This window comes from Prauserella halophila (assembly GCF_024171895.1).
Taxonomy (GTDB): Bacteria; Actinomycetota; Actinomycetes; order Mycobacteriales; family Pseudonocardiaceae; genus Prauserella; species Prauserella halophila.
This window is the reverse complement of record NZ_JAMTCQ010000009.1, coordinates 365,397-379,890: the sequence shown is the minus strand read 5'-3', so window position 1 is coordinate 379,890 and position 14,494 is coordinate 365,397. Positions and strand designations below refer to the sequence as shown.

At 70.2% G+C, this 14,494-nt stretch carries 11 protein-coding genes; 6 read left to right on the top strand and 5 right to left on the bottom strand.

Annotated elements, in window-relative coordinates:
* Positions 1–218: 218 nt before the first annotated feature.
* Positions 219–1,700, top strand: coding sequence for an amidase (locus LY41_RS07935; RefSeq protein ID WP_253863226.1), 1,482 nt, complete (start codon positions 219–221; stop codon positions 1,698–1,700).
* 57 nt (positions 1,701–1,757) lie between these two features.
* On the opposite strand, the gene LY41_RS07930 is transcribed toward LY41_RS07935, so the two are convergent.
* Positions 1,758–3,410, bottom strand: coding sequence for an AMP-binding protein (locus tag LY41_RS07930; RefSeq protein ID WP_301296783.1), 1,653 nt, complete (start codon positions 3,408–3,410; stop codon positions 1,758–1,760).
* Between the two features lie 189 nt (positions 3,411–3,599).
* Here LY41_RS07930 and LY41_RS07925 point away from each other — a divergent pair, with 189 nt between their 5' ends.
* A complete protein-coding gene (locus tag LY41_RS07925) occupies positions 3,600–4,511 on the top strand; it encodes a LuxR C-terminal-related transcriptional regulator (RefSeq protein ID WP_253863225.1) in 912 nt (303 codons plus the stop codon).
* Positions 4,512–4,650: 139 nt separating this feature from the next.
* The gene (gene fgd / locus LY41_RS07920; protein ID WP_253863224.1) at positions 4,651–5,655 is read left to right on the top strand and encodes a glucose-6-phosphate dehydrogenase (coenzyme-F420); all 1,005 of its coding nucleotides are present in this window, start codon (positions 4,651–4,653) and stop codon (positions 5,653–5,655) included.
* Positions 5,656–5,957: 302 nt separating this feature from the next.
* Here fgd and LY41_RS07915 read toward each other — a convergent pair whose 3' ends face one another.
* Positions 5,958–7,016, bottom strand: coding sequence for a DUF6292 family protein (locus LY41_RS07915; protein ID WP_253863223.1), 1,059 nt, complete (start codon positions 7,014–7,016; stop codon positions 5,958–5,960).
* 503 nt (positions 7,017–7,519) lie between these two features.
* Between LY41_RS07915 and lexA the strand changes: the two genes are divergently transcribed.
* Complete coding sequence (lexA, locus tag LY41_RS07910; protein ID WP_344056313.1) at positions 7,520–8,191, top strand: transcriptional repressor LexA; 672 nt, start codon at positions 7,520–7,522, stop codon at positions 8,189–8,191.
* 163 nt (positions 8,192–8,354) lie between these two features.
* Here the strand turns inward: lexA and LY41_RS07905 are convergent, their stop codons facing one another.
* Together LY41_RS07905 and LY41_RS07900 are read right to left on the bottom strand one after the other, a co-directional pair.
* Positions 8,355–9,983 carry an alkaline phosphatase D family protein gene (locus LY41_RS07905; protein ID WP_253863221.1) on the bottom strand — a complete coding sequence of 543 codons (1,629 nt, stop codon included), beginning with the start codon at positions 9,981–9,983 and terminating at the stop codon, positions 8,355–8,357.
* Positions 9,984–10,271: 288 nt separating this feature from the next.
* A complete protein-coding gene (locus LY41_RS07900; RefSeq protein WP_253863220.1) occupies positions 10,272–11,153 on the bottom strand; it encodes an NAD(P)H-binding protein in 882 nt (293 codons plus the stop codon).
* Positions 11,154–11,371: 218 nt separating this feature from the next.
* On the opposite strand from LY41_RS07900, the gene LY41_RS07895 reads away from it, so the two are divergent.
* Entirely contained in the window at positions 11,372–11,605 is a 234-nt protein-coding gene (locus tag LY41_RS07895) for a biotin/lipoyl-containing protein (RefSeq protein ID WP_253863219.1), read from the top strand.
* A 66-nt stretch (positions 11,606–11,671) separates the two neighbouring features.
* On the top strand, positions 11,672–13,480 hold the full coding sequence (gene recQ, locus LY41_RS07890) for a DNA helicase RecQ (RefSeq protein ID WP_253863218.1): 1,809 nt from the start codon (positions 11,672–11,674) through the stop codon (positions 13,478–13,480).
* A gap of 265 nt (positions 13,481–13,745) precedes the next feature.
* On the opposite strand, the gene LY41_RS07885 is transcribed toward recQ, so the two are convergent.
* On the bottom strand, positions 13,746–14,489 hold the full coding sequence (locus tag LY41_RS07885; protein ID WP_253863217.1) for a 3'(2'),5'-bisphosphate nucleotidase CysQ: 744 nt from the start codon (positions 14,487–14,489) through the stop codon (positions 13,746–13,748).
* Positions 14,490–14,494: the final 5 nt, after the last annotated feature.

Sequence of the window (14,494 nt, the reverse complement as noted above, 5' to 3'; positions counted from 1 at the left end):
CACGATACGGGGATATCGGCTTGCCGAGGGGCGAGTCGCGATATCGATTCGTGCGCCCGTTGCGTCACGGCGCCGTCTCGATCGGGCGGAACCGCACCACGCGGCACGTGCCGTCCGGTACCGCCGGTGTGTCCCGGCGCCGTGGCTCCGGAGTCACTTGCTCCGCGGACCGGGGCATGATCGCCTCAGCACCGTACGGACACCAGAAGGAGTAAGGCGTGGATGAGCAGGACTACCTCGAACACGACGCGCTGGGGCTCGCGGAGCTGGTCTCCTCGGGCGAGGTGAAGCCCGGCGACCTGCTGGCCGCTGCCCAAAGCCGTGCCGACGCCGTGGATCCGCGCGTGGGCGCGATCTGCACCCGGCTCGACGAGCACGCCGACCGCCGCGTCACCGAGCGACTGGACGGGCCATTCGCCGGCGTCCCCTTCCTGCTCAAGGACCTGCACCAGCAGCTGGCCGGCGAACCGACGTCCGACGGGTCGCGCGCTGTCGCCGGCACCGTGGCCGAGCGCAACGACACCGTGGTGCAGCGGTGGCTCGACGCGGGCCTCGTGGTGTTCGGCAAGACCAACACCCCGGAGTTCGGCTCCAAGGGAGTCACCGAGCCCGCGTTGTTCGGCCCCACCCGCAACCCGTGGGCGCTCGACCGCACTCCGGGCGGGTCGTCCGGTGGTTCGGCGGCGGCCGTCGCGGCCGGGATCGTGCCCGTCGCCGGCGCCAGCGACGGCGGCGGTTCCATCCGCATCCCCGCGGCGTGCACCGGCCTGGTCGGGCTGAAACCCGGACGCGGTCTGGTCCCGTCGGGTCCCGACGAGAGCGAACCGCTGGGCGGGCTCGCCACCAGCGGCGTCGTCTCCCGCACCGTGCGCGACAGTGCCGCGATGCTCGACGTGCTGGCAGGCCCCGACGACATGAGCCCCTACACCCCGGCCGTCCCGGGGCGTCCGCTGCTCTCACAGCTGGACGACACGACCGGGCCGCTGCGGATCGGCTACACGGCCGCTTCCTCCCTGCGCGACGACGTCCACCCCGAGGCCGTGCGGGCCGTCGAACGCGCCGCGCAGCTGCTGACCGAACTCGGCCACCACGTCGAGGAGGTCGAGGCGCCCTACGACGACCGGCAGCTCGGCCAGGACTTCCTGACCGGGTGGTTCGTCCACCAGGCCATCGAGATCGAGCGCCTCAAACGGGAGACGGGCGCGAGCGACGACGACTTCGAACAGGACACCCGCATGATGGCCGAACTGGGCCGCGGGTTCTCCGCCGTCGAACTGCAGGCGGCCCAGGAACGCCGCCGCGACCACGTCGCCGCGCTCGCCCGCTTCCACGCAGGCCACGACCTGCTGCTCACCCCGACGCTCGGCGAGCCGCCCATCCGCACCGGGTCGCTGAACATGCCCGCGCCGTTGCAGTGGGTGGCCGAGGCGATGCTGCGCACGAAGAGCTTCGGCGTGCTGCGCCGCACGGGGATCGTCGACCAGATCGTCCGCCGCAACCTCGGCTGGGTTCCCTACACCCAGCTGGCCAACATGACGGGCCGTCCCGCCATCAGCCTGCCGCTGCACCTCACCCCCGACGGGCTGCCGCTGGGCGTCCAGTTCGTCGGCAGGCTCTCCAGCGAGTCGTTGCTGCTCCGCCTCGCCCGCTCGCTCGAGGTCGCCGCCCCGTGGGATGCGCACCTGCCACGCCTGCGCTGACCCGCCGGACCCGCTGCAGTGCCGGGCCCGCCACCACCGGCGGGCCCGGCTCCGCGGTCAGCTCCCTGCACGCTCCTGGCGCAGTTTGAACCGCTGGATCTTGCCGCTGGGCGTCTTCGGCAGCTCACCGACGACGTGCACCCTGCGCGGATAGGCGTGCGCGGCGAACTCGCGCTTGACCAGCTGCTGCAGCTCCTGTTCCAGCTCCGCGTTCTGCTGCGCGCCCGGCCTGAGCACCACGTACGCCTCCAGCACCTCGCCCCGCAGCTCGTCGGGGGCGCCGATCGCGGCGGCCTCCAGCACCGCTTCGTGGCCGACCAGCACGCTCTCGACGTCGAACGGCCCGATGCGATAGCCGGCCATGATGATCACGTCGTCGTCGCGGGACGAGAAGTGCAGCCTGCCGTCGGAGTCCCGGTAGGCGGTGTCACCCGTGATGTACCAGCGCCCGTCGGCGCTGAACCGCTGCGCGGTGCGCTCCGGGGCGTTCGCGTACCCGGTGAACCACATGAACGGGCTGGCGTGCGTGTCGACGGCGAGCCTGCCGACCGTGCCGTCCGGCACCACCTCGTCGACCTCGTCGGCGAGCACGCCGCAGGCCCAGCCGGGCAGTGGATGCCCCATCGACCCGGGCATGACCTCGGCCTTGAGCTCCGGCCGCCACGCGTTGCCGATGACCATGCCGAGTTCGGTCTGCCCGTAGTGGTCGCGCACCTCGACACCGAGTGTGTCGGCGGCCCAGCCGACCACCTCCGGCGTCAGCGGCTCACCCGCCGACGACGCACAGCGCAGCCGCACCGGCACGGCCTCCTGCGGCGGTTCTCCCCGCAACGCGCGGTAGATCGTCGGCGCCGCGGCGAAGTTCGTGACGCCGAGCCGGTCGAGGATGCGCCACGTCAGCGCGGGCGAGAACCCGGCGTGCAACAGGATGCTCGTCCTGCCCAGCGCCAACGGCCCGAGGATCGCGTAGTACAGCCCGTACGCCCAGCCCGGGTCGGCGGCGTTCCAGAAGACGTCCTCGGGGCGCACGTCGAGTGCATCGAGCAGGTACCGCTCCATCGATGCGAGCGCCCGCACCGGCACCGGCACGCCCTTCGGCGTACCGGTCGTGCCGCTGGTGAACAGCAGGATCAGCGTGCCGTCACCGCCCACGCGGGCCGGTTCGACCACGGGCTCGGCGGGTGCGGCGGCCATGAGGTCCTCGAACCGGTCCCAGCCGGGCGCCGTCGGCGTCTCGCCGCCGACCTGGACGACCTGCCTCGCGGCCGGCTTCCCCTCCTCCGGAGTGAGTTTCGGCGCCTGATCCGCATCGGCGACGACCACGCGGGCGCCGCTGCCGTCGAGCCGCATGTCGATCGCGGGCTTGGCGAAGGCCGTGAACAGCGGCACGTGCACCGCGCCGAGCCGCCAGATGCCGAGCAACACCGCGGGCAGCTCCGCCGATTTGCTCATCAACACCCCGACGGTGTCCCCTCGCCCGACGCCCTTGTCCGCCAGCATCGCGGCGACCCGTTTCGACCGGGCGGTCAGCTCGCCGAACGTGACGTCACGGGTGGTCAGGTCCGCTTCGACGACCCGGAACGCGGTCGCAGCGGCCGAATGCCGATCGCAGAGCAGCTCGGCCGCGCACGCATCGGCGGCGTGGTATTCGGCGCGGCCGTGCTCCGCCCGTCCGTCGTCCGGCACGGTGGCCGCAGGTGTGGTGCCCAAGGTTTCTCCTCGACTCCGTTGTCGTTCGCTGTCGTGCCCTGTTGTCGTTCGCCGTTGTCGTTCGCTGTCGTGCGTTGTTGTTCGGCGGTGGCATCAGACGATCGCGGTGGCGGGCGGTTCGGGCTACGTTCTTCTGTGGGTAACGGGGCCCGCGCCCCGACGACGCTCGTGCGAGGAAAGGTGGTGGCCATGCCCGGCACGCATCCCGCCCTGCCCGGTGGCGGTCGCAGTGCGAGTCCCGCCGCGATCCCCGGCGACCTGCTGACCGAACTCGACCGGCTGCTCGCGCCCGGCGTGCGCACCCTGCGCCGCTCGTGCGCGGTGGACCTGACCTTCGGCGGCAGCCTCGCGCCGGGTGCCCGGGATGCGATCACGATCCGCCATCTCGACGGCCACCTCGGCCACACCCTGCGTGACCTGCAGGTGCGCGCCGGCTACGGGCTCGGCGGCAAAGTGTTCGCGATGGGCAGGCCGCTGGTCGTACGCGACTACTTCAACACGGCCCGCATCGTGCACGCCTACGACCGCGCCGTCGCGCCCGAACGCATCGAGACCGTGTTCGCCGTGCCGATCCGCGCCGGGGAGACGGTCGTCGGCCTGCTGTACCTGGCACAGCGCGACGACGTGGCGATCGGTGACCGCGTCGTCGCGCGGGCCGTCGAGCACACCCGCCGCATCGAACGCGACCTGGCCGTCGGCGTCGAGGTCCGCAGGCGCACGGCCGCCTACGACGAGGCTGCAGCCCGTGACCAGCGCGCGGTGGCCGAGGTGCGCAGGGACCTGGACGAGGCCATGGCGCTGGTCGACGACGAACAGGCCCGTAACCGGCTGCAGCAGGTCTCCCAGCGGCTGCAGCGGATCTCGACCGGCACCGACGCCGGCGCACCGGAATGCGGGAACCGGGACGGGGTGCTGTCGGCGCGCGAGCTCGACGTGCTGCAGCTCGTCGCCACGGGTGCCGCCAACGGCGACATCGCGGCCGGCCTCGGGCTCAGGCCCAACACCGTCAAGGCCTACCTGCGCAGCATCGCCCGCAAACTCGGTGCCACCAACCGCACCCACGCCGTCCGCCTCGCCCGGGACGCCGGGATGCTGCCCTGACGACCGGGTACCCGCCGTATGCGGACCGCACGGAACCGGCACGCAGGCGCCGTGACCCGGGCTGCGCGCGCGGCGCCGCGAAGATCATTACGTTGGACAGTGCCAGCAACAGTGGTTCGGTAGGTCGGAAAGGCTCTCGATGGATCTGAAAGTCGGTTACAAAGCGTCCGCGGAGCAGTTCGGACCGCGGGACCTGGTTGAGTTCGCGGTACGTGCCGAAGAGCTGGGGCTCGATTCGGCGATGGTGTCCGACCACTTCCTGCCCTGGCGGCACGAAGGTGGGCACGCCCCGTCCGCGCTGGCGTGGATGTCGGCGGTGACCGAGCGCACCAGCCGCGTGCAGCTCGGAACCAGCGTGCTGACGCCCACGTTCCGTTACAACCCGGCTGTGATCGCGCAGGCGTTCGCCACGATGTCGCTGCTGTCGGGCGGCCGCGTCATCCTGGGTGTGGGCACGGGCGAAGCGCTGAACGAGATCGCCGTGTCCGGCCGCGAGTGGCCCGAGTTCAAGGAGCGTTTCGCCCGGCTGCGCGAGTCGGTACGGCTGATCCGTGAGCTGTGGACGAAGGACAACGTCTCGTTCGAGGGCGACTACTACACGCTCGTCGACGCCAAGATCTACGACCGGCCGGACACGCCCGTCCCGGTCTACATCGCCGCGGGCGGACCGGTCGTGGCCAAGTACGCGGGCCGCGCGGGTGACGGATTCATCTGCACCTCCGGCAAGGGCATGGAGCTCTACACCGACAAGCTCCAGCCGGCCGTGGCCGACGGCGCCGCGGCCGCCGAGCGCGACGCTGCCGGCATCGACCGGATGATCGAGATCAAGCTGTCCTACGACCGCGACCCGGATCGGGCACTGGAGAACTGCCGCTTCTGGGCACCGCTGTCACTCACCCCGGAGCAGAAGCACAGCGTCACCTCGTCCGAGGAGATGGAACAGCTGGCCGACGAGCTGCCCATCAACCAGGTCGCGGGCCGCTGGATCGTCGCCTCGAACCCCGACGAGGCCGTCGAGCAGATCCGTCCCTACCTCGACGCCGGGTTCAACCACCTCGTGTTCCACGGACCCGGCCACGACCAGGAACGCTTCCTCGGCCAGTTCAGCGAGGACGTCCTGCCGCGGCTGCGCGCCCTCGCCTGAGGCGCGGCTGCGGCAGGCCCGGGCACCGATCCCACCCCGCGACCGGCCGTTCGGCAGAACCGTCGCGGTCGCGGACGGCTACGTGCGTGCCGGGGCGTCGCGTGTCGGGGCGTCGGGTGTCGGGTGTCGCGTGCCGGGTGTCGCGTGCCGGGGTGAGGAAACAGCCAGGCTGTTCTTCGCCTGGGCAATCCACGACCCCGAGGAATGGTTCACGGTCGGGCCATGGTCGCGAGCCAGAGGATCGGGCACCCGGGCCCCGAGGTGGCTGCAACGCCTGCCCACACCACGCCCGATCCGACGCCCTATCCGACACCCTCGTGCCACCGCGGAGGACCTGAGCCCTGCGCCGGCACGTCGACCTCGGGCGGGTGCGGTTCCTGGTCCGACCATGCCGCGGCCTGGAGCCGGGCGCGCACGATCTGCGCGGCGTGCGGCTGTCCGCTGGGTTCCGGGGGCACGTCGAGACCGACCCTCCTGCCCACGGTCAGCTCCTTCACGAAGCGCACCACCGCATCCGGGTCCGGCAACAGCTCCGTGCCGTACCAGGCGCGGATCACCAGGTCCTCGCCGGAATGCGTCTCCGCGCCGAGAGCCCAGCCGGTGCGCCCGTCCCACACGAGCGCCACTTCGCGGCCCTCCATACCCGGAAGCTCGCCGTCCAGCGCGATGTAGGCCGTGGCGGTCAGGTCGTCGACGTCGGACCACGCGGCGGCCGCTTCGAGGCCGAGCCCCGCGGCGACGACCTCGACGTACCGGCGCAGTCCGCGCTGGGTGCTGTCGAGATCCATACCGGCCAACCCGCTCGAGGCGGCGCTCCAGTCGCCGCCGACGTGGTGCACCGCGTCGGCGGCGGAGTCGAACCACAGGATCGGCCCGTCCGGTACGACCAGCCGCACCACCCGGCGCACCTGCCTGCCCGCGACCACGGCGATCCTGCCGCCTCTGCCTGTTGCGCGCCGGGCGGCACGCAACAGCAGTTCGACACCCGCCACGCTGCAGAACTCGACCGCCGACATGTCGACCACCAGCCGGTGCCGGGCCTGCTCGGCGGCGCCATCCAGTTCCCGGTGCACGATCGGCACCGTGAGCAGGTCGAGTTCCCCGCCGATCTCGCAGATCTCCACGCCGTGTCCGTGGCGGACCCGCCGGACCCGCACGTGCTGCCCCACCGGCCCCTCGCTGCCGTACCCCGCATCCTGGCGCTCGCTACGAGCCTCCGTACTGCGCTGCTCCGGGGTGCACTGCTCCGGGGTGCGCTGCTCGGTGTTGCGCTGCTCGGTGTTCCGGTGTCCGACGTGCCGGCTGCCCGGCTCCCGGTGCGGACTCCTGTACCCCGAGCCCGCGACGATCTCATGCCTCATGGATGTAGTGCTCCCCCTCAATCATGCAGGTGCCGCCGTGCCGAACGGCCCCTTCACGAGCCGAACGGCCAGCCACAACGCGCCTTCAAACCGAAACATCCGATCGAAAATCGATCAACGTTCAGTTGCTCGACTTTCGATTCCCAACGTTCGCCCGGCCGACGACATCGCCGCGACCGCACGCCATTCAAGGTAGTCAGGTTCCTCCGTTCGTGCATCACCCGTTCGGACGTACCTCACGAGTAGTTTTCGCAGGTGAGAAGGGTAGAAAATGGACCGAGTCAAACCGTTGATGAATCACCGGATGCCACACGGCCGAATCACCTTCGGTTCGACGACGAACACTCTCGACGACCGTCCGGCATGCCCGGTCAAACACCGGGCTTAACATTTCGCCCCGGCGCATAGAATGCAAGGTTGCGACACTGTGTACGCGTCCGGACGTGGGCGACGACCCTGCAACGCCGCGGCACCGCGTTCGGGTTCGATCACCGGCCGTTACGATGCCGCGCGTGACGATCCACGGCGACCACGACCTCTTCGGCGACCTCGACGCGTCCGCGCTGCCCGAACGACAGCAGCGCATCCTTGCCACCATCCGGGACCGGGTCGTGGCCGACGGCTACGCGCCCACCACGAGGGAGATCGCCGACGCGGTCGGGCTGCGGTCCTCGTCCTCGGTGTCGAAACATCTCGCAGCACTCGAGGACAAGGGATTCCTGCGCCGCAGCCCGTCGGTGTCGCGCCCGATCGACGTGCGGACGTTCCTGCGCGGCACCGCGGAGCCCGAGTCCGTGGAGCAATCGGTTCCGGTGCCGGTCGTCGGCGACATCGCCGCGGGTACGCCGATCCTCGCCGAGGAGCACACCGACGACATGCTCGCGCTCCCGCGGGAACTCACCGGCCGCGGCACGGTCTTCGGCCTGCGCGTGCGCGGCGAGTCGATGATCGACGCGGCGATCTGCGACGGCGACATCGTCGTGGTGCGCCGCCAGCAGGAGGCGCACTCCGGTCAGATCGTCGCAGCGATGCTCGACGACGAGGCGACCGTGAAGGTGTACCGCAACCGCGGCGGTCATGTGCTGCTCGAACCGCGCAACCCCGACCACGAGGTCATCGACGGCGACAATGCGGCGATCCTCGGCATCGTGGTCTCGGTACTGCGTAACGTCTGAGCGCCGCGACGGGCGGAGCCCGCGACGACCGGACGCCGAGCCGGAAACGTGCAGGAACATCCACGACGGATGTTCCCGCACGCGGTGACAGCAGTGGTGATCCGCCTTTCCGAGCCGGGAGAACTCGCGGCCCCGCGGCCTGCAACCTCAGGGCCTCAGTGCCTCAACGCCGCTGCACGCCGGGCTTTCCGGATTCGATCTCGAACGACGCGTCGGTGCGCACCGGCGCACCCTTCCGCGACACGTAGTCGACGACCCGGTAGTCGGCCACATAACGGTCCTTGGACACGTGGCAGGAGACGTATCCGCGGCGGTCGCAGTAGTACTTCGTGTGCGGGTTCTCGTTGCGCGTGAGCTCACCGGGGTCGTTGCTGCCGGTGCCGTCACCGCCCGAGGTGATCGACGTGGTCACGAATTCGCTGGCCACCACCGGGGTGCCCGGCTTCTCGAAGTCGCGTCGCAGGTCGTTGACCCAGTGCTTGTGCACGTCGCCGGTGAGCACCACCACGTTGTCGATACCGCGCTCCTCGACGTAGCCGAGGATGCGGTCACGAGAGGCGCGGTAGCCGTCCCAGCCGTCGTTGTAGCCGCCAGGGTCGGAGCCCGCGACCTCGTCCATGCTGGCGAAGTAGATCTGCTGCGGCACGACGTTCCACGTCGACCGCGACTCGTCGAAACCCTTCTCCAGCCACGCGTGCTGCTCCTCGCCGAGCATGTCGGTCTTCCACTGGTCCGGCCCCGACACCTGCGACGTGTCGTTGTACGGCTGGTCGTCGCGGTACTGCCGGGAATCGAGCACGCTGAACGTCGCCGTGTCGCCGTAGGTGAACCGGCGGTACAGCGGCAGGTGCGTGTCGACCGGCTTGCGGAACCGGCGCAGCGGCATGTGCTCCCAGTACGCCTGGTACGCCGCGGCGCGCCGCTTGGCGAACTCCTCGCGGCTGCCGTTGCCCTGGTCCGGGTCGCTGTTCTCCGGGACGAGATCGGCGTAATTGTTGTCGGTCTCGTGGTCGTCCCACGTGACGATGAACGGCGAGACCGAGTGCACCAGCTGCAGATCGCCGTCGGTCTTGTACTGCGCGTGCCGCTGCCGGTACTCGCCCAGCTCGTTCATCTCGTCGCCCGCGTGGGTGCGCACGTCGCCGTTGACGCCCGCGGCGTACTCGTACAGGTAGTCACCGAGGTGGAAGACCATGTCCGGCCGCTCGGCGGCCAGGTGGCGGTAGGCCGTGAAGTGGCCCATCTCCCAATTGGAGCAGGACGCGAACGCGAAGTGCAACTCCGGCGACGTACCGGGTGCGGGCGCGGTGCGCGTACGTCCGGCCTCCGAGATCTCCCCGCCGACGCGGAAACGGTAGAAGTACTCGCGATGCGGCTCGAGACCGCGGACGTCGGCGTGGACCGTGTGCGCCTCCTCCGGCAGCGCCCGCTCCGTGCCGCGCTTGACGACCTTGCCGAACTTCTCGTCCAGCGCGATCTCCCACCGCACGGGCACGACGCGGCCGGGCATGCCACCATCGAAGTCGAGCGGCTTCGGAGCCAGGCGCGTCCACAGCACGACGCCGTCGGGCAGCGGGTCACCCGAGGCGAGACCGAGCCGGAACGGGTCGGTCACGCGGCGCGACGGAGCGGCGATCGCCGGTCCGGCTGCGGTAGCGGCACCGAGCAGGACGGCACCTGCGCCGGCACCGGCGACACCACCGAGGAATCCACGTCGGGAGACCGGGCCTGCGGCCGGCGTGCCGTGGTTGTCGCGGTGGCTGTCGGGGCGGTCGCTACGCGGCGGGAACAATCGAACCTCCTGGAACGGGAACCGGGTTGGCTCAGCACGGCCAGGAAAACCGCACGCTGTGAACACACGGTGGCGCCGGGGTAGTGCTCGATCGACACCCACGCGTCACATTCACACCCGAGCCAGCCGTGTTGCGCCTTCCGGGGGCCGTGTTGCGCCTTCCGGGGGCTGTGTTGCGCCTTCCGGAGGCTGTCCCGATCAGCCGAGCAGGCGCTCGACGAGGCCGGCCCGGCGAAGGCCATCGACTGGCTGTCCCGCCCGTGGAAGGCGGGCGCCATGACCGGCCGATCAGGCGCCACCGGCACTGGACGTGCCGGCGTGGGCGGCGAAGAAGTCCGCCAGGTGGTGCGTACCGGTGGGAGTGCCGACACTGTCGTTGAGCATCCCGAAGGTGACGAAGCGGAGAGTGTCGGCCTTCCTCTTGCTGAACAGGGACGCGATACCGAGGATCGGCGTCAGGACACCCGGGGGGATCCTCGTGATCCGGCGAGTCTTGCCGAGGGCGTCGAACGCGCACTCCGCGAGTTGCTCCCACGTGAAGAGGTCCGGACCACCGACTTCCCACCTGCCCTGCTCACCCGCTTCGAGTCGATCGGCGCAGGCTGCGGCGAGGTCGGCACCGTGGATCGGGTTGATCTTCCGTTCCGGATCGAAGAGGTACGCGCGGCCCCGCTGAGCCATGCCGAAGATCTGCATCATGTCGGAGAAGTAGCCGGGCGGGTCGATCACCTGACTCGGCACCGACGACGTCGTCAGCTCCTCGACGAACGCCGTCTTCGCCTTGGTGAGTTCCGCGGTGCAGCGGTCACCACCGATGACGTTGACGAAGCAGAACAATCCGACACCGTGCTGTTCCGCGGACGTCAGGATCGCACGGTTGGCGCCGTAGTCGATGTCCCACGGGTCGGCCTTCTGTGTCGTCACCCCCAGCGCGGACACAACGGAGTCGACTCCCTTGGCCACATCGCCGACGAACGTGGAGTCGGTGACCTCGCCGATCGCCCACTCGTCGACCAGGCCCGACAGTGACGGGGCACCCCAGCTTCCCGGCTGCTCCGCACGCGAGCGGTCCCGTGCAACAGCGCGCACGGTGTGGCCGCGGCGGTGCAGCTCCGCGACCAGATAACGTCCCAGGTACCCGGTGGCACCGGTGACGAGCGTCTTGACCATTTCCAGTCCACTCCTGTGTATACCGTTGTTCGTTCAGTGAGCGTGGTGCCGCGCGCAGGAACCCTGCCGAGGACCGGCCACTCCGATCACTATGTTGACTGCCCACCGAGTACATGCACGACGAGCTTGCGCGTGAGCACCTCGGCCTGATCCGCGTTTCCGTGGTTCCGTGCCACCCAGCCGTCCACCGTGGAGGCGATGTTCCACACCAGGTCTTGATGCAGGTCGTCCGGAATCTCCTGGTCGAGCAGGCCGAGCCCGGCGCCGAGGGCGTGCTCGCCACCTGGTTCGCAGCCGACGGCCAGCGGATCTCCGAAGGCGACCTGCTGGCCGAGGTGGCCGTCGACAAGGTGGACGTCGAGGTGCCCGCTCCCGCGGGCGGGATCGTGCGGCTGCCGGTCGGCGAGGGCGACGTCGTCAAGCAGGGCGCCCCGATCGCACGCCTGGAGTGAGGGAGAACCGCTCCGCCCCACGCCGTCGTCGCCACCGTGTCGGAGACGGGTCGTAGGATCGCGCGGGTGACTTCCCGCGACCCGCTCGACGTGCTGAACCGCGTGTTCGGCTACGACGAGTTCCGCCCCGGACAGCAGAAGATCGTCGACCACGTCACCTCCGGCGGCGACGCGCTCGTACTCATGCCGACCGGTGGCGGCAAGTCGCTGTGCTACCAGATTCCGGCGCTGGCCCGTGAGGGCACCGGCGTGGTCATCTCGCCGCTCATCGCCCTCATGCAGGACCAGGTCGACGCGCTGCGGGCACTCGGCGTGCGCGCGGGCTTCCTCAACTCGACGCAGGATCCGGACGAGCGGCGGCTCACCGAGTCCGAACTGCTCGCGGGCGAGCTCGACCTGCTGTATCTCGCTCCGGAGCGGCTGAACCTCGACGCCACGCGCCGCCTGCTGGACCGGGCCCCGGTGTCGCTGTTCGCGATCGACGAGGCCCACTGCGTGTCGCAGTGGGGGCACGACTTCCGCCCCGACTATCTCGCGCTGTCGGGCCTGCACGAGCAGTGGCCCGATGTGCCCCGCATCGCCCTGACGGCCACGGCTACGAAAGCCACGCACGCCGAGATCTCCAGCCGGCTGGGCCTGGACGACGCACTGCACCACGTCGCCAGCTTCGACCGGCCCAACATCCAGTACCGCATCGCGCCGAAGAACGAACCGCGCAAGCAGCTGCTCGACCTGCTGCGCACCGAACACGACGGCGATGCGGGCATCGTGTACTGCCTGTCCCGCAAGTCCGTCGAGGAGACCGCGGAAATGCTCGTGCGAGGCGGCATCGACGCCGTGCCGTACCACGCCGGCCTCGACGCGGCGACCCGCGAGCGGCACCAGGCCCGGTTCCTGCGTGAGGACGGGCTGGTCGTCGTGGCGACGATCGCGTTCGGCATGGGCATCGACAAACCCGACGTACGGTTCGTGGCGCACCTCGACCTGCCGAAGTCCGTCGAGGGCTACTACCAGGAGACGGGCCGCGCAGGCCGGGACGGGCTCCCGTCGACCGCCTGGCTGGCCTACGGACTGCAGGACGTGATGCAGCAGCGCAAGCTGATCGAATCGTCCGAGGGCGACCAGGCCCATCGGCGGAAGCTGGCGGCACATCTCGACGCGATGCTGGCGCTGTGCGAAACGGTCGAATGCCGCCGGGTGCAGCTGCTCGCCTACTTCGGCCAGGACGGCGAGCCGTGCGGCAACTGCGACACGTGCCTGTCACCACCGGAATCGTGGGACGGCACGGTCGCCGCGCAGAAGCTGCTGTCCACGATCGTGCGGCTGAAGCGCGAACGGGGCCAGAAGTTCGGCTCCGGGCAGATCATCGACATCCTCCGCGGCAAGACCACCACGAAGATCACGCAACACCGGCACGACGAGCTGAGTGTGTTCGGCGTCGGTTCCGACCTGGGTGACAACGAATGGCGCGGCGTGATCCGGCAGCTGCTCGCGACCGGCCTCCTGGCTGTCGAAGGCGAGTACGGCACGCTCGTGACGTCCCCTGCCAGCGACGAGGTGCTGTACCAGGGCAGGAAGGTGCACCTGCGCCGCGAGCCGAAACGCACCGCGACACGAGAGAAGACCAAGCGCGCCGCACCGGCCACCGACCTGCCGGACGAGGCGAAGCCTGCATTCGACCGGCTCCGCGACTGGCGCGGCGCCACGGCGAAGGAACAGGGCGTGCCCGCCTACATCATCTTCCACGACGCGACGTTGCGGCAGATCGCCGTCGATCACCCGTCCACTCTGGACGAACTGGGCAGGGTTGGCGGCGTCGGCGAGAACAAGCTGAACAAGTACGGCGAGCAGATCCTCGCAGCCCTGGCCGACTGATCCCGCCGGACCTTCGCGCCCCCAAGGGCACCTTCGGGGCGTTGAACACAGCCACGCGCCAGCGTGCCGATGAGGGGGTGGTGGTCGGGCCGGCGGGCGGGATCCCCGATTCTTCCCCTCGCTTGACCGTCCACCCGAGGGGAAGATTTGGGGCGTTGAGCGCCCCCAAGGTGCCCTTCGAGGCACCTTGGGGTGCACCTTCGAGGCACCAGTCGGCGTGACCCGAGCTCGTCAGGCGGAGTGCTTCGTCAGGCGGAGTGCTTCGTCAGGCGGAGTGCTTCGCGATCGAGGCGAGGATGTCGTCGGCCAGTTCGGGCCTGCAGACGACCAGGTCCGGAAGGTACGGATTCGGGGCGTTGTACTCGAGCGGCGATCCGTCCACACGGGACGCGAACAGTCCGGCCGCCTGGACGACGCCCGCGGGTGCGGCCGAATCCCACTCCCACTGACCGCCCGCGTGCAGGTAGGCGTCGGCCTCGCCGCGCAGCACGGCCATCGCCTTGGCGCCTGCCGACCCCATCGAGACCAGTTCGCCACCGAGATCGGCCGCGACACCGGCGGCGAACTCGGGCGGCCTGCTCGCGCTCACGAGGATCCGGCCCGCACCGGTGCGCGGCGCCAGGGCCACGTCGCCGGTCACGTAGACCGTGTCCCGGTCCGGCTGGGCCACCGCGGCGTCGGTGATGCCCTTGCCCTGCTGCCACAGCGCGACGTGGACGGCCCAGTCGTCGCGGCCGGGATGCGAGAACTCGCGGGTGCCGTCGAGCGGATCGATGATCCACACGCGGTCGGCCTCGAGCCGGGCGCTGCTGTCGGCCGATTCCTCGGACAGCACGGCGTCGCCGGGACGCTGCGCGGCGAGGCGTTCGAGCAGCAGCGCGTTCGACCGCGCGTCACCGCGGTCGCCCAGCTCCTTCGGCTCCAGGTTCGCACCCTCGGTACGCACGTCGAGCAGCAGCTTTCCGGCTTCGACCGCCAGCTGCCCGGCGAGTTCTGCGTCTGTGGTCATGGTCC

Coding starts and splice junctions, on each gene's coding strand:
- fgd (WP_253863224.1), top strand. CDS start 4,651: ATGGATCTGAAAGTCGGTTACAAAGCGTCCGCGGAGCAGTTCGGACCG.
- LY41_RS07925 (WP_253863225.1), top strand. CDS start 3,600: ATGCCCGGCACGCATCCCGCCCTGCCCGGTGGCGGTCGCAGTGCGAGT.
- lexA (WP_344056313.1), top strand. CDS start 7,520: ATGCCGCGCGTGACGATCCACGGCGACCACGACCTCTTCGGCGACCTC.
- LY41_RS07900 (WP_253863220.1), bottom strand. CDS start 11,153: ATGGTCAAGACGCTCGTCACCGGTGCCACCGGGTACCTGGGACGTTAT.
- LY41_RS07915 (WP_253863223.1), bottom strand. CDS start 7,016: ATGAGGCATGAGATCGTCGCGGGCTCGGGGTACAGGAGTCCGCACCGG.
- LY41_RS07885 (WP_253863217.1), bottom strand. CDS start 14,489: ATGACCACAGACGCAGAACTCGCCGGGCAGCTGGCGGTCGAAGCCGGA.
- LY41_RS07895 (WP_253863219.1), top strand. CDS start 11,372: ATGCAGGTCGTCCGGAATCTCCTGGTCGAGCAGGCCGAGCCCGGCGCC.